This window comes from Moraxella sp. VT-16-12, from assembly GCF_002224245.2.
Classification (GTDB): domain Bacteria; phylum Pseudomonadota; class Gammaproteobacteria; order Pseudomonadales; family Moraxellaceae; genus Moraxella.
On sequence record NZ_NKHK02000014.1, the window covers coordinates 12,361 to 29,762 of the forward strand.

Genomic DNA, 17,402 nt, shown 5'->3' on the forward strand with positions numbered 1-17,402 from the left:
GGCGAACTTGGGTTTTTGCTTTTAGTCTAAGGTTGCCCGCATTCGCAGTCTTGGCTTAACCGCTCTGACCGCTTTGGCGGATTTGGACGGCTCACTTGGGGTGGGAGCATTACCAAAAGGATTATCGCTATTATCACGTTTGGCAAGGGCAGACAGGCTGTAATTTTGCTGCTGCATGAGTGGAGACTCCCCACCAACCACAGGCGGCAAACCAAGTGTTGCTCGGGCTTCGTTGGGGCTAAATATACCGCTTAATGTGCCTTCTTTGAGATAGGCAATTTGGCTTGTGCCATCCATTCTAATGAGTGGTGATAAATCCGCTTCACACTCCACGCCACTTTCAAAGCCCAGATGCTCATCAAGCAGGTTTTCTATGGCTTCAATGTAGTGTTGCAGACAGTCTGAATAATAAATCTCATTCAAATCCGATACTTTCTGCCCTGCTTTGGCTTCGCCCATGCCCACCTTAAAGGCAGGCACATGAAACACCGAGCAGACAGTCTCGCCACTCATTTTAAGCTGCTCTACCGCTTGGGTATCGGCAGACGATAGGCTGATGGTTTCATACCTTGCCCCATCTCCCAGCACTGCCACATCACCACGGTTTTGCCCTGAATATTTTTGTTTCCATTGTAATTTTAACTCATCAGCTCGTGCTTGACTGATAGAGCTTGGTGTGGTCAGTATCCCAGACGGGCGGCTGTCATTTTTAAACAATATCGCCTGACCTTGCTGGATTGCTAGCCCAACACCCACACTTACCGCACAGGCACTAATGGGCGACAGTCCCACTAGCGGATGATAAAAACAGTTAAAACGGTCATGAATGATTTCACTGGCTGGCACAATCATATCTGTTTGAATATCAAAGAGCTTATCTCTTGCCACCTGATACAGCACATCGCCATTATCAGACACCAGCACCTTAACTCGGTCGGGGTTTAAGACATACAACTGCCACACATCACCAAAAATATCACGCTGTTTTAAGGTATAGGCATTGCCACGAAGTAGCTTAGAAGTTATCCAATTTTCAGCGAATTGTTGCCATGTCTGATGACGGTTAGGCTTTCTTAAAATGCCTTGTGTGCGTGATTTGGCGGGCAACAGTACGCCGTCTTGCATGGATTTGGTGTGTATTCTTAGCTTGCCCACATCAGAAGCAATCAGACTGACACACGCAAACACCGCATGAAAGCTGGTCAAATCGGTGCGTGCGAGCGTTTCGCCTTTTTGCCATGCACCTGTGTAGGGTTCATGAATTGGTAAAAATGATGAGCCAAGACTGATAAAGCCTTTTTGCTGTTGTGGCTCGTTTATTTCATCAGGCGTTGGCTTTTTTCTAAAATAATCAAAAATACTCATTGCTGAGTTTCCGTATGGGCTTTTTTGGTTTTGGTTTTCTTGGTTGGGGTAGTTTGGGTTTGTGGTTTGGCATCTGTTACACTTTCTGGATGGTCGCTCATGTCATCTTTTGTGTCATCCTGGGGGAATAATTCGCCAGTTTTACTCACATTTTCCTGTTCTTCCCCATAAACTTCGGCATAGCCGAGCAAAATCAGCACCTTGGCATGTGATGTGGCAATGTCTTTAATGTCGCCTGCCGCGGCATTGAGTGCGGGTTTTAGATAACGAATTTTCATAATTTCTCCTACACCCAAATTTAGGGCGTTTTCTTTGTTACCACTTAGCTGTAATGAATGTAAGCAGCAGCAATGGCACGGCGTTTGGTCCAAGTGATATAACGCTCAGCACGGATGGCAAATTTGTTTTGTTGCCACAGATTGACTGCGGTACTATCAATCATCACCGTTGCCTGGTCGCTGTATGAGACATCTGCCATGCCATCATCCGCCAAATACAGCTCAGATGGCTTAACCAAAATCACATTGTTGCCCACATTTTCAGATTCAATCACGGGCAACCCGTCCAAGGTACGCTGACCAAAACCAGCTTGTAAGCCTGGAAACTCTGGGGCACCTAGTGGGTTACGTAGTTCTGCCCACTCGCTGATGCGTGTTTCGGTCATCAAGTACTCGGCACCATCAAGCGACAGATTTTTTTGATAAATTCTTGGCGAAGTTTGAGTAAATCGGCACGAATCTGTGTGGCTTCATTGCCTGTGGATTCATGTTTGGTGGCACCATGCAAAATACCGCCTGGGCGAGTGGCTGATTGGGCTTGGTCGTCCACAAAAGTGGTGTCAATCAAATGCGTGGTGGATTCAAGCAAGTCGCTTAATACCAGATTATCAGCAGCAAAGGTGCTATTACGCAGCAGCTCATCTGTCAGCACACAGATACCAGCCAGTTTGTGTTGTTTAATTTCAATGGTGTTAAAGGTTGGATTAGATACAGGCTTAGCAGCACCTTCACCCACCCAACCTGCGGCTGCTCCTGTGGCTTGACCACTGATGGTGATATTGAACGGCACATGACGCATACGTGCTGCTAAGCGGTCCACAATGGTTTTGGCACGCAGAAGTTCAATAAAATCCCCCATAAAGTGCGACACGGGCACAAGTGGCTTAGAATTGGACGTATCCAACACTTGTGCACTTTTTTGTAGTTCAAGCACCACATCTGGGTGCATGCCCATTGATTCTGCTATCTGGGCAGGGGCGACATAACTGCCTTGTTTGGCAAGGCGTGCGGACAAGGCTTTGGCTTTTGCCATCTGAGCAAATCCAATGCCTTTGGGTAGTGATTTTACCACTTGTACATTGGTTGTTTTTTTGGGGTCTGGCACACCATCGGCACTTGCTGCTGCCTGCTCTGGGGTTTCTCCTGCCACTTCGGTCAGACTTGGGGTGGCAATCTCTACTGATTTGATAAGTTTTTGCAAACGCTCAGCACTCTTTTCAAGGCGGGCAATGTCAGTTTCTAGCTCAGTGATGGTATTTTCGTCATCATCACTTGGCGTATGACCATTTGACACCGATTTGGTCATAATCTCGCCAATTTGCTTTTGTTTGGCTTTGATGGTGGCATTAATTTTAGCCAGTTGTTCTTGATAGTTCATACAAGGGTTACTCCATTAGTTTTTGATAAAGAGTTAGATAAAATTAAAGCGATAGAGCCATCAGACTTATCGCTTGTGTGTTGGTTTTGAGCTGACCTATCAGCAGTAGGGCTGACTGGCGGTGATGTTTGCTTGGGTGGTAAGTCTGGCATGGCAAATGCGTCTTTAATCTGTTTGACGCTGGTAATGACCGCATCGCTATTGGCAGGCACAGTAACTACCGATAATTCGTACCATTCCCATTCTTTGATGTGTAGACCCCAAGAACTTTCCAAATAATTGTATTCTTTGATTTTAAAGCCAACGGACAAACACTTTACCAGTCCACTTTTGATGGACTGCCATGCTTCGTCTAGGCGGTCCTTTAATTTGCCATCATCGGCGATTTTGGCGACTTTGGCGATAATCTCAATGCCTTTATCGGTTACCGTTGCCGAAATCACTTCACCAATTGGTTGATTGTGGTTGTGTTGCCAAAGTAGCGGAATGGGTAGGGCAAATTTTGCTCCTGTTGGCTCTAAAATGTCATCATCTCGGTCGGTGCTTGGGGTGGTGGCAATGCCTGTGATGATGCGTTCATCGTCCGTATCGGTTACGGATTTGACAGTTAAGGTGGAATAGGCTTTGGTCATAGGTTTTCTTTAAATTTGGAAATAAAAAACCGCCCCAAGGCGGTTAATGTGTTGTTTTTTCTACCAAATCACAGGTAAATCATATTTGGCACAATGCTCATCACGACTGATAAATGTCAGTTTATGCTGCATGGCAAGACTAATCAGCATTCTATCAAAGGGGTCTTTGTGATGAAATGGCAAAGACTGCAAAATCATGCTATCTTGCCATGATTGGTGTATCACTTGGATGTCTTTATCAGCCAACAGTTTGGCATAAATCATTTGCCAATTATCCGCCATTGTAAGTTTGCCGTTGCCTACTTTAATCGCCATCTCGCTAAAACTAAGTGGACTATAATACAGGCGATTGCTAGGATTTTGGATAATATACTGTGCCTTGTGGCTTAATTGGTTGGGACTAGATAAAAGCCAAATTAAGACGTGTGTGTCCAACAAATAAGCCATCACATATACTCCCCAAACTCATCTAATGGCTCATCAAAATCATCGGCCATGGCGACTAATAAATGCTCACCACCACCAAGTTCACGCTTTGACTGAGCCAACTGTGTGATGTGTTCAATCAAATATCGCTCCACAGTCTGCCCTGCGTTTTGAGCTTTTTGGATAATGGCATATTCGGTTTCTTGGGGCAAATCTAGGCTAATCATGGTATTTTCCTGTTGTTTTTTGTCATTATCCCAAATTATACCCATACTGTCAAAAATAAATCCCCACATCATCCACCCCTTTGGGCGGATTGGGATTTTGACTCATCAGCGCCACTGCATTGAGCATGGCAATCACAGGGTCAATCTTACCTGTGCCACTTTCTGCCTTGGATAACATGGTGCCAGAGCCTTTCACCAGCACTCGGGCATTGCCCACACACCAAGCCATAATAGGCTGATTGGCATGATACATATCACCACTGGCGATTTTACGCTCACAGGTTTTTTGATAGCCTGAGATTTTAAAGCCTTGACTGATGCCAATAATCTTATCTTCTGGAATGCCCACAGAAAGCAAATCATCGACAATGCCGCCCACACCCAAAGGGTCAAGCCCAATTCTATCCAGCTTACCACTGGCAAAAATGCGACTGGCAATCTCAGCAAATTCGGCGGTGTCATCACCCACACGCTCAGCAATGGTCAAATCGCCCGCTGCTTGAAAGTCTAGATATTTTGGTTCGTCTTGTTTGCGTCTTTCAAGGGCAATGGGGTGGCACCACGCATGACACCACACCCACCATTCTTTTAGTTCAGTGTCAGCATGACTGGGCAAACGCCCAACCACTGCCATGCCAAGTAAGTCATCTAGTCCACCACCATCACCGCCAATGGTGATGACTTCGGACTTTTCTATCAGCTCATCAAGGCTGAACGTTTTGCCAGCCTTTTCCCAAAACTCTGCTGCTGCCCAGCGATTGGCTCGCAGGCTTATGCCAATCTCTACATTTAAATGCTTAGCACAAAAATCTTGTAGCACTGCCTTTTCAGGGGCAACCTTGGCTTTGTGAAACTCACTGATGAGCCAATCGTTATCCACACTTGCCCCAAGATTGGGGTTGGTGATATAAAAATTATCAGGGTTTAGGTGTTTGTCATCATCCAGATAACTTTGAGGGAACTCATACAGCACCCCCAAAAACTCTTTATCTTCTATCAGGCCATCACGCACATCACGGGCGTAGTCCAGCTTTTCTTTCATGACCCCTGCTGGGGCTTCATTACTCATGGTGGTCAGCATAATCACAAAGCCCTCAGGGCGACTTGCCAATCCCCCTTTGGCTTCTCGTAGCATGGAGCTTGCCCCTGCTCGCTTACCAAATACCCAAAGCTCATCAATGAGCAGATAAGTAAATTTGGCTCCTGCCAAGCTGTCATTTTCGGCCGCCACCACTTTTAAGGTGGCATTGGTGCCAAGATGGGTGATGGTTTTGGTATGGACTGACACATTAAACATCACCGACAGCTCACCATCTGCCCGTATCATGTCATGAAGCGGCTTAAAGCTGTTATCTGCCACTTCTTTTGTCGGGGCGACAATACCCATCTCGCATGACTGACGCTCATTGAGTATCAAGGCAGTCAGCATAATCCCTGCTGCTAGGGTTGATTTTGAATTTTTCTTACTGATAAGCAGGAAAAACTCTTTAATCAATCGCTTTTTTGCATTTGGGTCATACGCCCCAAAGATGACTGAGACAAACTCATACACCCAGTCTTTGGTAACTTCACCGATTTTGGGGCAACCTAACACATCTACAAGCGACAATTCTTTGAACACTCGCAAAGCAATCTCGCTAGGAGCTTTAAAAATTGGTGGACAAGGGATAAGGGACTTGCCCTTGATAATGCGTTCTTCCCAATCAGGTAGGGCAGTTGTCCAGTTTGGTATCGGACTCATTGCCGAATCTCGCTTTCAAACATATCCCCTTGGTGAGACAAGGTGGCAAATCGCCCATTCTCGCTCTTGGCTTTGGCGGTATCTAGGGCATCTTCTTTCTTGCCCACCGCCGCCATCTTCTGCTCGGTGTAAGGGAGTAAGGCAATCGCAGCACTAATCCGCTCTTTGGGCGAGTACACGCCCCCAACATTGTTAAATACCGCTTTCAAGAACTCCAAAGGTGTTTCGTAGCTTTTGGGGCGGTCTGTCGGTCTGTCGGTCTGTTCTGCATCAGCAGTCGGGATGGTGTTTGCGATTTTCAGTTCTTGGATAAAAGCCTGTACGTTCTCACGCTTTGCCATATCCGCCACAAACTTTCTGGCGGCTTCATGATTTTTACAGCCAGTCTCCAATGCGGCGGTATGCAAGTCCATGCCACTCGCCACAAGCCGAGCATAGCGTTCTTGTTTTTGAGTGATTGCCATTTTTTTAACCTTTTTTTATTCTTTCTAATGTAATTTTATGTAACTTATGTTGCTTGGAGAAATGGAGATTTTCACCAAAATCAAAATTTTTTTATGCACGAGGAGGGGCGTGGTGTCCAGCAAACGGCTTACTGAGATTTTTTGATGCCCCCCACCATGTATGCACTGAGCTGATGTGCCTTTCCTTGACATCATCAGGTCGTCTGTCATCAGCCTTAATTCGTCTGATACACTCATCGGCTGGCGTATCCATGATAACCACCTTATGTGGCTTGATTTGCTTTATCCACCAGTCTCTTTGCTTCTGGGTGCTGCCTGTTAAAATGATGATACAAGGTGTGTTATCTTGTGTCATTTGCATCAGTAGCTCATTGCGCAGTCTGACACCTTGCATAAAGTCATATTCATCTTTGACATAGATGGGCTTTCCTGTTTGCTTGGCAATGATTTCGTCTAAATCAATAATGACAAAACCTGTGCCATGCTGTTTTGCCCAAGTGCTTTTACCAGAGCCAGCAGGACCAAACAATAAGATGGCATTGGGGATTGGTTTGAGCCAATCTGGCATAAACACATAAGTATCATCACGGCTTTCTGCCTGAGTTTTCACCTTGTGGCAATCATGACACAGGATTTGTAGATTACTTGGGTCATCTGTGCCGCCATTGGCTGTATTGACAATGTGGTCAAGTTCAAGCTGACCGCCTACTCGCCCACAATGCTGACAAGTATATAAGTCTCTTGCCAGTATCTCATCTTTAAGCCGACGCCAAGGACGACCGCCACGACCTTTGCCCCAGTTGCGTTTTGGGGTGTGGGTGGTGGCAGGTTTGAGACGTGGTTGTAGGGTGGGGAGTTTCATCTATAATTTATCCAATAAAAAACCGCCCAACTAGGACGGTTTTAATAACTTTGGTCTCTTTTGTACAATACGACCATGATGGCATAAATATAGCATTTCTTGACTAGACAGTCAAGCCCTTTAAGCCTGCTAAGTAAAAAAGACCATTCATGACCATTAAATATACCTTATCTTTCTTGACACCATAAATCTCAGCAATCTCTCTCAAACTAATTTTTTGCACCTTATTTGCCACCAGTAGCTCAATCTGTGTAGGTAACACCTTCTTAGCTTGACATAACAATCTATTTATTTCCATTGCCTCATCATCACTAATTCTACAAATTGTCTTTGGTCTTGTTGGTCTTGGCTCAACACTTTGCATCAGCCAATATATCTGATTGATATGCAAACCATCTGGGAGATTGCCTCCTTGGGCTACACATTGATTGCACCACGTTCCAAATTGTTCTAGCCATTCATCTATTGTATATTTTTGCCAGTTCATGCAGCTCTCTCCCAAATCTTAATCATAACTTGCCCACCAGCGACTTTTGCTCCACGCTTGACAAGTAGTACATCAATCTGGCTGTCGTCCGCAAAGATGATGTTCTGCAAGCTATCTAGTGTAACTTTTAAATAATTATCCAAATCTCGCTTTCTAGCATCTTTAAAGCCAAACACTACCTTAACCACCAGTCTATTCTCTGACGGCGATTGTGGAGCAAATGGTGCAACTCTACGATGGGTTTCTTGTTTGAACGCCAGAGCTTCTTTTGACAGATAACGCCCACCATGACGGCTGCTCCTTGTGTAGTGATTCACCGAAGGTGGCTGTGGCAAGATAACATCTAAAATTTTTTTCATAAAAATTACCTTAATATATTTTTATTAATTAAAAAAATAAATGATTAATAAATATATTCTATGCATTATTGAGACAAGTGCAGACAAAGGTGTCTGCACTTATAAGCCTTATAAATAAAGGGTTTATGTATATATTTTATATTGTTGCAGACACCCCTACACCCACACACATTTAGGGTGTGTATATACCCCCTTATTTGTCTGCAACAATGGTTTAAAGCCTTGTCCCATAAGGGTTATAAATGCAGACATGGTTACTGCAACAATACACATCATTACACCATCTCCATAATGTCTTCGCGAAAGTAATTTGGCAAAATAAAACATGCACGCTTGCGACCACGACCACTAATGGTCGCGATTGCCACTGCCACAATTCGCTCTTCACTCAAAAGAGCTTTGAGTGCCATCTCACGTTGCACTGGTGTGCTAGATGCAAACAGACGACTGTATGTTGCCAAATCACGCTCAGTCATGCCATTTTTGCCTGACCTTTCCACCAACTCAAAAATTTTAAGATACAAACGGTGAAAATCACTGTCTGCGACTTTGGTGGCAACCTTATCCATAAAATCCTGCCCATAGTGCATGACATAGGTCAATGCCCAACCTGCCAAATCAGGGGTGATGACAGGATTATTATTATCAGCACAGATGGCAAGCAACGTAGCTAATCGCATGGCATTTTCTATCCAGCGACGTGTCATATCAGGCAACTTCAATTCACCATCATTTTCTTTTTGAATGAGCAAATCGGTTGCATCATCAAACAAATCCAATGCTTCATCAGTAAAAATAACCTGCTTGGCACTTGGAGCAATGTTATGAGCAGTATCCTTACCTGTTAAGTCAGTACGAGATTTGCCCACAGGATTGCGAACCTCTCTCGCCCAATCAACCAAATGGCTAGGCAATAATGTAGATTGACGGCGTACACGTTCACCCAATGGCAAGCTAATATCCACGCAAATAAGACGGTTTAAAAATCCATCTTCCACATCAACCGTACTTAGGTTGTCATACATCTGTGCAGGTGTGGCAAGCCCCAATAAAGTAATGGCAGGACAATGCACCATCTGCTCAGTCTTTTTAACTTGGTCATTTTTACGTCTGCCCATATTTGAGTAGTTTTTGGGAAGCATAAGACTGGTGGTGGCTGAATAGGCTTCTACCAGTGTGGTAAAGCTCTCTGCCATTTGTCCATTTTGCTGTTTTCTTGCAGTCTGCAAATGCTTGCCAATCTCATCCATGATTTGAATGTGGCAAGGTGCGTCCATCAAAGCTGAATATACCGCTCCACTAGATGTGTTACCACTACCACTTAACAGACTTATCAAATCAGACTGAGTCAAAAAGGACTGTATGGCGGTCTTAACGTAGTTTTTACCGACACCTGTCTCACCAAGCACCATCAGATATAGGCTAGATGTGTTCATTTCGGTAGATTGATAGATACGCCCACACAGGACACTCGCCAAAGCTATTACCCCTTGCACACTGATTTGACGTTGGGGCTGACGGCTAAATCCCTCCATCCATACCAAGATGTCATTCAAAACAGACACAGGAAAAGAAAGTAGTTGCTCTGGCACGTCTTTTGTGTTAAAATGCGTAGGCAGTTTAATGTCATCTGCGTGTTTGAATGCTCCGACCGCCATCGGAGCATTTTTATTTGTCTCAATATTTTGGATGAAATGACTGATGTCGCCATTTACCATTGCGTGAGAATTTGAAGGTAAATCAATATTTAGCACGTCTGCCACTTTTTTGACCGCATCAGATGCACTCATGCCAACATGGTCAATCAAAAACGACAAACCATCGCCACCGACCGTGTCGCCATTGCCTTGACTGCATATCCAGCCACCATCACCCTTGGCTAGGTTATTATCATCAAAGCGGAAGCGGTCTTTACCACCGCAGTGCGGACAAGGCTCGTGTGTGCCACCAGTAAAGCGATACCCCAAGCGACCAAGCACAAATTGCCAAGCTCCATGAGCCTGTTGGCGTACATAAGCAGATGCTGTGCCATCGCCACCAGATACCACCTGACTAGCATAGACTGTCTTACTTGGTGCAGTGGCGACACTTAAAGAGCTGACATCGTCCATACTATCTAACCACGCCATCATGACATCAAGGGAGATTTTGTCCCCTGTATGCACCACACGGCTAGTAAAAGCAGGACTCGCCACGCCATTTTTTAACCTTGGCATGGATAAAGCCGTCTAATCGCATAACACGGGGCAAATCATGCACCGCTTTATCGGGCGTATCGCCCTTAGCGGTGAAGTAACTGATGAGCTGTTTTTGGTGCAGGCTAAACTCATCAAGAGCAATGCCGTCCACCACCCAATAAGCATGGTGTTTGCCGTGGCTACTCTCCACAATAACCGTGGGCGGTACAGGCAAAGTGGTCAAACGAGCCACTCGGGACTCATCTACCGTGTCAAAATCCACAAACAAAGCACGCACAGCGGTAATGTTTGCTTTGGTGCGTCCTTTGCCATCGGTCGCATTGACGGTAACGTACACGCCTGCCCCTTGTGCGTTTAGGGCGTGCAGGGTGTTAGCGTGCATATCTAACGTGCCGTGAAATTTATGGGCAAGTTTGGGGTCTTTGCGGTCGGCATTGTCATCAAAGGTTTGGAAGGTATGATGTGTGCCAAGGTAGGAAAGTAGGTTCATAGGTTTTCCAGCTCTTTTAGTTTAGGACAAAGGTCAATGGCTTTAAATTTGCCGTTGGTTATTTTTTCAACTTTTATGGCATAAATAGGCGTTATGTTCATCTTGCCATGTAACCATTTAAAAATGGTTGTTTGAGAACAACCTAATGCCTGTGCTGTTTTGCCCTGTGTACCAAAATGAGCAATAACTTCTGAGATTTCTTGTTGCATATAATACCTTAATCTATTATAAGAAATCAAATTATATTACTTTTGGTATAATTATTCAATAGTTTTTCATAACTTGATTTTTAACAACAAAAGGTATTAAAATAAAGTATTTAAAAACAAAGGTAATAAAGCCATGAATACCTTAGCCCAAAGATTAAAATATGCTCGTGAACTGGCAAACCTATCACAACAGGAAGTAGCTAAACGAGCAGGCATATCTCAACCAACTTATTTTAAAATTGAGAATGGCTCAACCTTAAAACCTAGAAATATTTTAGAAATTTCCCATGCTCTCAACGTGGATGCCCACTGGCTCGCCACAGGCGAAGGAGAGATGGATACCCTACCCCACCAAGTCCAATTCATGCTAGATCTAGATAATACTAGCCAACCCATCAGCACCGCCCAAATAGACCCAAATAGCAAAATTTGGCTGCCTTTGATGGACATCTCATTTAGCTATGGCGATGGGGTGAGCATAGATTGTCATTTTGAAGACACCAAAAAGAAACTGGCATTTGAGCCTGATTTTTTGACCAGTCGGCACATCAAGCAGGAAAATGTTCGTCTGCTGTATGCCACAGGCGACAGTATGGAAGAGTTTATTTATGATGGCGATGTCTTTGCCATTGATGTGTCAGACACAATGGTGCGAGATGGACAGATTTATGCGGTGTATTTTGAAGGCGAGGCAATGCTCAAACAAATCTTTAAGGAAGCTGGGGGCAAGCTGATTTTGCACAGCAAAAATCCAAAATACCGTGATAAGGAAGTAACCGAAGACAATGGGGCAGATTTTCGGGTAATTGGTCGTCAGTTTTGGCGGGCAGGCTAAGAGGCAAAAAAATTAATATGATGATTCATGCAATATTGGTTAATAGTGAAAAAGAGGCAAAATGACAACCATAGAATTTTTACAGTTATACCACATAAAGCCCAATGCGGACACGCCAGCCATCAGTACATGCCTAGAATCTTTGGTGGGCAATACGCATATTTTTAACAACCAAGACTTTAGTCGAGACTTAGCTTTGATTGAATTACCAAATGGGGTCATTGGTGGTCTTTTTCGCAAGGTGCGTCCTGATGATGGTATAGAATATGGTCAAGCAGGTGGTCAAAGCAAACCTTTGGAGCTTGCAGATGATGAAGGAATTTTTGAAAGCAATCACTTCGCCTATTTTCCTCAATACAATATCATCGCCTACATCAGAAATAGACACGCCAACACTCACACTCAGCTACGCGAATGCCTAAAGTCCCTACTCGGCAAACGAATTGGCATGACACCAATGTTGCAAAAATCATCAATAGAAGCCCTATTATTCAAAAAGAATGTGGTAGAAATTTCTTGCTCTATGCCTGTGTCATCACTATTTGTCTATGATGGCAATATGTGGAGTAACCAAGCTCTATCTGCACTATCCCAATCAGGGGCAAACACTGTGGATTTTACTGTTAAGATTGATAGAAGAAAACAAAATGGCTGGCTGTCCAACACAATGGAAAATATCAACAACATGATGGGGCTAGGAGCCAATAAGCTCACTGCAAAAGTGAAGGACTTAGATGGTAATGAGGTGTCGCCCATTGACTTTTTGGCAAATAAAATTCTTTACATAGACCAAAATTTTTCATACACTAAGGACAAGAAGGATAGCCAAGCCATTTTTCAAAAAATTATAGATGCCTATTTGGACAAGTTAGATGAAATTGAAGAAGTACATAGAACCTGTTACATGGCTACTTATTAGTAGTTTTTGTGGTTGTGTTGTATGCTATTTCACCTACCCACACTTAATAACCATGAGCCTTACCGACCAACGAGATGTAGGTAAGGTCATTATTTCACTCTTTGGTACATTTTTGGGTTTTTTATTCACCCTGCTTGCCATCATCGCTAGCCTATCATCACACCAACTCATAAAAAATATGACCGTTACAGGACATTATACCAATCTTATGCTAAGCAGTAAGATTTTAAGCAGTCTACTGTTTACCGTTATTGCCACCTACCTTGCCACACTGTTTTTTATTGCCCCTCAGTTGTTCGCTTGGGCGACCTCATTGACTGTTCTTACGATGGCGTTTGGCTGTCGTACCATCTATAAATTCTTCTTAGTGCTTAACAATCTCCATTCTTGATGCCGCCGCCCCCACGGCGGTTTTTTTACGCCTAAATTTTCTCTTAATAATCATTGAGTTATAAAATAAATTACTTTTAGTATAATAAAAGTATTGAATATTTGATTACTTTTAGTATAATACATACATCAACCCACAACGGAGTTCATTATGAACATCACCACCACCAAAGCCCTAGCCAATGCTCACGGCATAAAAGTGCTGGTCTATGGTCAAGCAGGGGCAGGCAAAACGTGCCTATGTGCTACCACACCTGACCACGCTCGCACGATTATTCTGTCGGCAGAAGCTGGGCTTTTGTCCATTATAGGGGCGGACATTGCTGTGATTGAGATTAAGTCCATACAGGACTTAATGAATGCCTATCATTGGCTTGCGACCGACCCACAGGGGCAAAGTTACGATTGGATTTGCTTAGATAGCGTGAGTGAGATGGGTGAAGTCATCTTATCTGCTGCCAAAAAAACCGTCAAAGACCCCCGCCAAGCCTACGGCGAAATGCAAGAAAAAATGGAAGACATGATTCGGGCGTTTCGTGATTTGCCCCGTAATGTCTATTTTACCGCCAAATTAGAATCTTACCAAGATGATACAGGCGTGGTGCGTTATCAACCCATGCTCCCAGGTAAAAAACTTGGTCAAGCTCTGCCTTATTTTTTTGATGAAGTGTTCTTTTTGCGTGTTGAAAAGAATGCAGATGGTGAGTCTGTGCGTTATTTGCAGACCACGCCTGACATCAAATACCACGCCAAAGACCGCTCAGGGCGATTATCTGAGCGAGAAGTGGCAAACCTTGCCCATATCCAACAAAAGATACTGGGCTAACATCAACTAAACGGCAACGAACGTAACGAACAGCCGAAACCGCCAAACAGGAGAAAACCGATGGCACTACTCAACCTAAACTTCACCCAAAGCGAAGTTCAAAACGCTCAAAAAGATAGCTTCGCCCCAATCCCTGCGGGTAACTACACCGCCGAAGTGAACCGCTCGGAAGTCAAGCAAACCAAAGACGGTCGTGGCTCATACCTTGCTCTTAGCCTTAAAGTGCTAGAAGGTGAGTTTGCAGGACGTTTGGTTTTTCAAAACATCACACTTACCAATGCTAATGCCACTGCCCAAATCATTGGACGTGAGCAAATGGCACAACTTGCTGGGGCGTGCGGAATTTTGTCCTTGAAAGACTCAGAGCAACTGCATGGCATTCCTGTTGGCATTCGTGTGGCGATTGAAACTGACAAAAGTGGTCAGTACGAACCGAGAAACTCAGTGAAAAAGTTCTTTGGGCTAAACAATCCAATGCAGTCCAATTCGCAATTTGGCAGTCAGCCACAGGGCTTTAATGCTCCGCAAGGTAATCCTGCACCTGCACCGCAGGGCAATCCGTGGGCGAGACAGGGTTAGTTCCCACACTCTTTAATTTTTTAATCTTTTAAATTGTAAAGTTTTTGCCTTGTAAACACAAGGCAAGGACTTTTACACCCAAAATTTGGAAAAATAATGAATTTTTTTGAAAAAATATTCGCCATCATTGGCTTTATCGCCCTTTGCATGATGATTATCAAATCCATTGCAGGCATGAATGACCAATTTTATGACGACAACGTTCGTTATGCCCAAGATGAGCAATACATAGCTCCTGTTGATAAAATCATCATTGAATTAAGAGAATTGGAGAAAAAACATGAAACTCTATGAAATCAATCAAGCCCTAGCCGAACGCCTGACCGCATTGGGTGAAATGCTAGAAAATGGCAACACGCCAAGTCAAGCAACCATTGATGAACTTTTGGACCTTAAAAGTGATTTGACAAACAAACTTATCAATTATGGCAAGTTTATCAAAAACACACAAAGCGACATTGATGGTTTGGATGGCGAAATCAAACGCTTAACCGCTAAAAAACGTGCGTTACAAAACCGTACCGACATTTTAAAAGAAAATATGCGTGTGGCAATGCTTACCCATGACATTGACAAGATTGACGACCCAATCATGCCAATTCGCTTGCAGAACAATTCAAAGGCAAGTATTAACATCGTGGATGTAAACGCTCTACCCACCGAGTTTAAACTCATCAAGGTAGAAGCCAATAAATCTGCCCTAGAAATGGCTCTCAAAAATGGAATTGTCATTGAAGGCGTAAGTATGGAAAAAGGCAAGCATATCAGAATAGGATAATCCCATGCAACTTAGACCTTATCAAGAAAAAGCAATCAATGATTTATTTGGGTGGTTACAACGCCACCCCACAGGTAATCCTATCGTAGAAGCTACCGTAGGAGCAGGTAAATCAGTCATTATTGCTGAATTATGTCGGCGTGTGATTGCCATGCAACCTACTGCTCGTATCGTCATGTGTGTGGCAAGCCGTGAGCTGTGTCAGCAAAATTTAGAAAAACTTCTGACAGTATGGTCAGAAGCACCTGCTGGCATATGTAGTGCATCACTGGGTAAAAAAGACCTAGAAAGTCAAATTATCTTTGCCACCATCGGCTCTATCGCCAAACACGCCAACAAACTGGGCAAAGTGGACATCATGCTGATAGATGAGTGCCACAATGTCAATAGTAAAGACGATGGTATGTATCGCACTTTGATTAATGACATCAAGCGTTTTGGTAGTCCATCTTTGTGTGTGATTGGTTTTACAGGCACCCCATTTAGGGGAGATGGCGTGTGGCTGTGGCAAGGGGACGACCCTTTATTTGCAGGAACAGCCGTACGCATCACGATGGATGAGCTTTTGGAGCAAGGCTATCTTGCCCCTCTTGTTGTGGATAAAACTGATAAACCCAAAATTGACACCAGCGATTTAAAAATCGTCAGTGGGGATTTTGTTATTAAAGATTTGGCACAGGTGGTCTCTGATAAAGAGCTGATTAAAAAAGTGATAGATGACTTTTTTATTACTGCTTACCACGCACGTAATAAATTTCTCTTTTATTGTGTCAATAAGGAACACGCCCATAAGGTCCTTGATGAGCTTAATAAGATTATGGGGCTGACATCAAAACTTATTACTGCTGATACCCCCAAAAGTGAACGTAGTAATGTATTGGACCGTTACAAACTCCCCAAAAATGACCCTAATGCTGTCAATGCCTTAGTGTCCATTGGTACGCTGACCACGGGTTTTGATGCACCCCAAACTGACTGTATCGTGCTGCTACGTCCCACACGCTCGCCTGTGCTTTATGTTCAAATTGCAGGACGTGGTATGCGGATTGCTGATGGTAAAAAAGATTGCCTGTGGCTAGATTATACTGATACCACCGAGGTATTGGGGGCGGTAAATCTAATCAAAGGACGCAATAAAATCAGAACAAGTGGTAGTGGCAGTAAGCCGATTAAGTACTGCAATTCATGTGGTAATGTGAATGATGCTTATGCTACTGAATGTGTAGAATGTGGCTGGCAGTTTCCTAACAATACCCCACGTACACACGGCATAACCGCAAGTAATACCGCGCCATTAGCAGGATATGAGCCACCTATTGAAGAGTGGTTTAACGTATTCAATGTCAGCTACCACAAACACCAAAAGGACAATAAACCACCAACTTTGCGGATAGATTATGACATTGGTGAGATGTATCCCATCAGTGAATGGAAATGTTTTGAGCATTCAGGTTTTGCCCTACAAAAAGCATGCGAATGGTGGGCGGATACAGTTGGTGGTAGTGTGCCATTTAGTGTTGATGATGTTATCAAGACATTAGATAGTACGCCTCATAAGATGCCAAGTGCTATTTTATGCAGCAAAGAATCAGGTAGCAAATATTGGCAAATTAAGGATAAGAGAAAATTTTATGACAGCGTGCCAAATGTTTCTTATTCACCCACACGGTCTTTTTCAGATGATGACATGCCATTTTAAGATTCTCAACTCTAATGCCTTTTAAGTTTTTTAGCATTAGGCGGTAAGCTATGAGAGCCGTCATATCCATAGCTGTGTTTGATTGGCAACCTAACAAGGCAAACACCGAGTGGCTCACGAGACGGGCTGATTGCATCCAACACCCAACCAAAGGAATCATATATGAAACCCAATCAATTAACCATTAACCAGCTCACAACAAACAATCAGGCTTTGACCATGTCTAGCCGTGAGATTGCTACTTTGTGTGATAAAGAGCA

23 protein-coding genes and 1 pseudogene are annotated in these 17,402 nt (G+C 43.8%); 8 read left to right on the forward strand and 16 right to left on the reverse strand.

Going from position 1 to position 17,402, the window contains the following annotated elements:
* Nucleotides 1–21: 21 nt before the first annotated feature.
* The 16 genes and pseudogenes from CEW93_RS10070 to CEW93_RS10135 form a co-directional block, all read right to left on the reverse strand.
* Entirely contained in the window at nucleotides 22–1,365 is a 1,344-nt protein-coding gene (locus CEW93_RS10070) for a phage portal protein (protein ID WP_089538777.1), read from the reverse strand.
* A complete protein-coding gene (locus CEW93_RS10075) occupies nucleotides 1,362–1,643 on the reverse strand; it encodes a hypothetical protein (protein WP_089538776.1) in 282 nt (93 codons plus the stop codon). Before CEW93_RS10075 ends, CEW93_RS10070 begins: the two co-directional genes overlap by 4 nt.
* 44 nt (nucleotides 1,644–1,687) lie before the next feature.
* Entirely contained in the window at nucleotides 1,688–2,029 is a 342-nt protein-coding gene (locus CEW93_RS11030) for a hypothetical protein (protein ID WP_255504095.1), read from the reverse strand.
* Nucleotides 2,029–3,021 (reverse strand): phage major capsid protein, encoded by a 993-nt coding sequence (locus CEW93_RS10080; RefSeq protein ID WP_255504096.1) that lies wholly within the window; start codon nucleotides 3,019–3,021, stop codon nucleotides 2,029–2,031. The genes CEW93_RS11030 and CEW93_RS10080 overlap by 1 nt, the downstream gene beginning before the upstream one ends.
* Complete coding sequence (locus CEW93_RS10085) at nucleotides 3,018–3,653, reverse strand: HK97 family phage prohead protease (protein ID WP_089538775.1); 636 nt, start codon at nucleotides 3,651–3,653, stop codon at nucleotides 3,018–3,020. The genes CEW93_RS10080 and CEW93_RS10085 overlap by 4 nt, the downstream gene beginning before the upstream one ends.
* Nucleotides 3,654–3,713: 60 nt before the next feature.
* The gene (locus CEW93_RS10090) at nucleotides 3,714–4,100 is read right to left on the reverse strand and encodes a type II toxin-antitoxin system VapC family toxin (protein ID WP_089538774.1); all 387 of its coding nucleotides are present in this window, start codon (nucleotides 4,098–4,100) and stop codon (nucleotides 3,714–3,716) included.
* Entirely contained in the window at nucleotides 4,100–4,306 is a 207-nt protein-coding gene (locus CEW93_RS10095; protein ID WP_143822743.1) for a DUF2281 domain-containing protein, read from the reverse strand. Before CEW93_RS10095 ends, CEW93_RS10090 begins: the two co-directional genes overlap by 1 nt.
* Nucleotides 4,307–4,355: 49 nt before the next feature.
* Nucleotides 4,356–6,047 (reverse strand): terminase large subunit, encoded by a 1,692-nt coding sequence (locus CEW93_RS10100; RefSeq protein WP_089538772.1) that lies wholly within the window; start codon nucleotides 6,045–6,047, stop codon nucleotides 4,356–4,358.
* Nucleotides 6,044–6,511, reverse strand: coding sequence for a hypothetical protein (locus tag CEW93_RS10105; protein WP_089538771.1), 468 nt, complete (start codon nucleotides 6,509–6,511; stop codon nucleotides 6,044–6,046). The genes CEW93_RS10100 and CEW93_RS10105 overlap by 4 nt, the downstream gene beginning before the upstream one ends.
* Nucleotides 6,512–6,602: 91 nt before the next feature.
* Nucleotides 6,603–7,079 (reverse strand): ATP-binding protein, encoded by a 477-nt coding sequence (locus tag CEW93_RS11090; RefSeq protein WP_370511952.1) that lies wholly within the window; start codon nucleotides 7,077–7,079, stop codon nucleotides 6,603–6,605.
* Between the two features lie 18 nt (nucleotides 7,080–7,097).
* Nucleotides 7,098–7,373 (reverse strand): annotated as a pseudogene (locus tag CEW93_RS11095) (HNH endonuclease); the annotation flags it as partial.
* A gap of 103 nt (nucleotides 7,374–7,476) precedes the next feature.
* Nucleotides 7,477–7,860 (reverse strand): antiterminator Q family protein, encoded by a 384-nt coding sequence (locus CEW93_RS10115; protein WP_089538769.1) that lies wholly within the window; start codon nucleotides 7,858–7,860, stop codon nucleotides 7,477–7,479.
* On the reverse strand, nucleotides 7,857–8,195 hold the full coding sequence (locus CEW93_RS10120) for a RusA family crossover junction endodeoxyribonuclease (RefSeq protein ID WP_186727966.1): 339 nt from the start codon (nucleotides 8,193–8,195) through the stop codon (nucleotides 7,857–7,859). Before CEW93_RS10120 ends, CEW93_RS10115 begins: the two co-directional genes overlap by 4 nt.
* Nucleotides 8,196–8,494: 299 nt before the next feature.
* Entirely contained in the window at nucleotides 8,495–10,435 is a 1,941-nt protein-coding gene (locus tag CEW93_RS10125) for a DUF3987 domain-containing protein (protein ID WP_089538767.1), read from the reverse strand.
* Entirely contained in the window at nucleotides 10,392–10,907 is a 516-nt protein-coding gene (locus CEW93_RS10130) for a DNA-primase RepB domain-containing protein (RefSeq protein ID WP_089538766.1), read from the reverse strand. Before CEW93_RS10130 ends, CEW93_RS10125 begins: the two co-directional genes overlap by 44 nt.
* Complete coding sequence (locus tag CEW93_RS10135) at nucleotides 10,904–11,116, reverse strand: Cro/CI family transcriptional regulator (RefSeq protein ID WP_089538765.1); 213 nt, start codon at nucleotides 11,114–11,116, stop codon at nucleotides 10,904–10,906. The genes CEW93_RS10130 and CEW93_RS10135 overlap by 4 nt, the downstream gene beginning before the upstream one ends.
* Nucleotides 11,117–11,249: 133 nt before the next feature.
* Here CEW93_RS10135 and CEW93_RS10140 point away from each other — a divergent pair, with 133 nt between their 5' ends.
* From CEW93_RS10140 to CEW93_RS10175, 8 genes are all read left to right on the forward strand, one after another.
* The gene (locus tag CEW93_RS10140; protein ID WP_089538764.1) at nucleotides 11,250–11,951 is read left to right on the forward strand and encodes a helix-turn-helix transcriptional regulator; all 702 of its coding nucleotides are present in this window, start codon (nucleotides 11,250–11,252) and stop codon (nucleotides 11,949–11,951) included.
* Nucleotides 11,952–12,012: 61 nt separating this feature from the next.
* Nucleotides 12,013–12,870 (forward strand): DUF6731 family protein, encoded by an 858-nt coding sequence (locus CEW93_RS10145; RefSeq protein ID WP_089538763.1) that lies wholly within the window; start codon nucleotides 12,013–12,015, stop codon nucleotides 12,868–12,870.
* 52 nt (nucleotides 12,871–12,922) lie between these two features.
* On the forward strand, nucleotides 12,923–13,261 hold the full coding sequence (locus CEW93_RS10150; RefSeq protein ID WP_255504098.1) for a hypothetical protein: 339 nt from the start codon (nucleotides 12,923–12,925) through the stop codon (nucleotides 13,259–13,261).
* A gap of 150 nt (nucleotides 13,262–13,411) precedes the next feature.
* A complete protein-coding gene (locus CEW93_RS10155; RefSeq protein ID WP_089538761.1) occupies nucleotides 13,412–14,086 on the forward strand; it encodes an ATP-binding protein in 675 nt (224 codons plus the stop codon).
* Nucleotides 14,087–14,146: 60 nt separating this feature from the next.
* Nucleotides 14,147–14,665 (forward strand): DUF669 domain-containing protein, encoded by a 519-nt coding sequence (locus tag CEW93_RS10160; RefSeq protein ID WP_089538760.1) that lies wholly within the window; start codon nucleotides 14,147–14,149, stop codon nucleotides 14,663–14,665.
* 96 nt (nucleotides 14,666–14,761) lie between these two features.
* Nucleotides 14,762–14,959 (forward strand): hypothetical protein, encoded by a 198-nt coding sequence (locus CEW93_RS10165; RefSeq protein ID WP_089538759.1) that lies wholly within the window; start codon nucleotides 14,762–14,764, stop codon nucleotides 14,957–14,959.
* Nucleotides 14,946–15,443, forward strand: coding sequence for a siphovirus Gp157 family protein (locus CEW93_RS10170; protein ID WP_089538758.1), 498 nt, complete (start codon nucleotides 14,946–14,948; stop codon nucleotides 15,441–15,443). The genes CEW93_RS10165 and CEW93_RS10170 overlap by 14 nt, the downstream gene beginning before the upstream one ends.
* Nucleotides 15,444–15,447: 4 nt before the next feature.
* Nucleotides 15,448–17,142, forward strand: coding sequence for a DEAD/DEAH box helicase (locus CEW93_RS10175; RefSeq protein ID WP_089538757.1), 1,695 nt, complete (start codon nucleotides 15,448–15,450; stop codon nucleotides 17,140–17,142).
* Nucleotides 17,143–17,402 lie beyond the last annotated feature (260 nt).

Excerpts from the sequence above, each read along its gene's own strand:
- CEW93_RS10135 (WP_089538765.1), bottom strand. The coding sequence starts at position 11,116 with ATGCAACAAGAAATCTCAGAAGTTATTGCTCATTTTGGTACACAGGGC.
- CEW93_RS10115 (WP_089538769.1), bottom strand. The coding sequence starts at position 7,860 with ATGAACTGGCAAAAATATACAATAGATGAATGGCTAGAACAATTTGGA.
- CEW93_RS11030 (WP_255504095.1), bottom strand. The coding sequence starts at position 2,029 with ATGACCGAAACACGCATCAGCGAGTGGGCAGAACTACGTAACCCACTA.
- CEW93_RS10165 (WP_089538759.1), top strand. The coding sequence starts at position 14,762 with ATGAATTTTTTTGAAAAAATATTCGCCATCATTGGCTTTATCGCCCTT.
- CEW93_RS10130 (WP_089538766.1), bottom strand. The coding sequence starts at position 10,907 with ATGAACCTACTTTCCTACCTTGGCACACATCATACCTTCCAAACCTTT.
- CEW93_RS10145 (WP_089538763.1), top strand. The coding sequence starts at position 12,013 with ATGACAACCATAGAATTTTTACAGTTATACCACATAAAGCCCAATGCG.
- CEW93_RS10105 (WP_089538771.1), bottom strand. The coding sequence starts at position 6,511 with ATGGCAATCACTCAAAAACAAGAACGCTATGCTCGGCTTGTGGCGAGT.
- CEW93_RS11090 (WP_370511952.1), bottom strand. The coding sequence starts at position 7,079 with ATGCCAGATTGGCTCAAACCAATCCCCAATGCCATCTTATTGTTTGGT.
- CEW93_RS10095 (WP_143822743.1), bottom strand. The coding sequence starts at position 4,306 with ATGATTAGCCTAGATTTGCCCCAAGAAACCGAATATGCCATTATCCAA.
- CEW93_RS10125 (WP_089538767.1), bottom strand. The coding sequence starts at position 10,435 with ATGCCAAGGTTAAAAAATGGCGTGGCGAGTCCTGCTTTTACTAGCCGT.
- CEW93_RS10160 (WP_089538760.1), top strand. The coding sequence starts at position 14,147 with ATGGCACTACTCAACCTAAACTTCACCCAAAGCGAAGTTCAAAACGCT.
- CEW93_RS10170 (WP_089538758.1), top strand. The coding sequence starts at position 14,946 with ATGAAACTCTATGAAATCAATCAAGCCCTAGCCGAACGCCTGACCGCA.
- CEW93_RS10080 (WP_255504096.1), bottom strand. The coding sequence starts at position 3,021 with ATGAACTATCAAGAACAACTGGCTAAAATTAATGCCACCATCAAAGCC.
- CEW93_RS10070 (WP_089538777.1), bottom strand. The coding sequence starts at position 1,365 with ATGAGTATTTTTGATTATTTTAGAAAAAAGCCAACGCCTGATGAAATA.
- CEW93_RS10140 (WP_089538764.1), top strand. The coding sequence starts at position 11,250 with ATGAATACCTTAGCCCAAAGATTAAAATATGCTCGTGAACTGGCAAAC.
- CEW93_RS10085 (WP_089538775.1), bottom strand. The coding sequence starts at position 3,653 with ATGACCAAAGCCTATTCCACCTTAACTGTCAAATCCGTAACCGATACG.
- CEW93_RS10175 (WP_089538757.1), top strand. The coding sequence starts at position 15,448 with ATGCAACTTAGACCTTATCAAGAAAAAGCAATCAATGATTTATTTGGG.
- CEW93_RS10100 (WP_089538772.1), bottom strand. The coding sequence starts at position 6,047 with ATGAGTCCGATACCAAACTGGACAACTGCCCTACCTGATTGGGAAGAA.
- CEW93_RS10150 (WP_255504098.1), top strand. The coding sequence starts at position 12,923 with ATGAGCCTTACCGACCAACGAGATGTAGGTAAGGTCATTATTTCACTC.
- CEW93_RS10075 (WP_089538776.1), bottom strand. The coding sequence starts at position 1,643 with ATGAAAATTCGTTATCTAAAACCCGCACTCAATGCCGCGGCAGGCGAC.
- CEW93_RS10090 (WP_089538774.1), bottom strand. The coding sequence starts at position 4,100 with ATGGCTTATTTGTTGGACACACACGTCTTAATTTGGCTTTTATCTAGT.
- CEW93_RS10155 (WP_089538761.1), top strand. The coding sequence starts at position 13,412 with ATGAACATCACCACCACCAAAGCCCTAGCCAATGCTCACGGCATAAAA.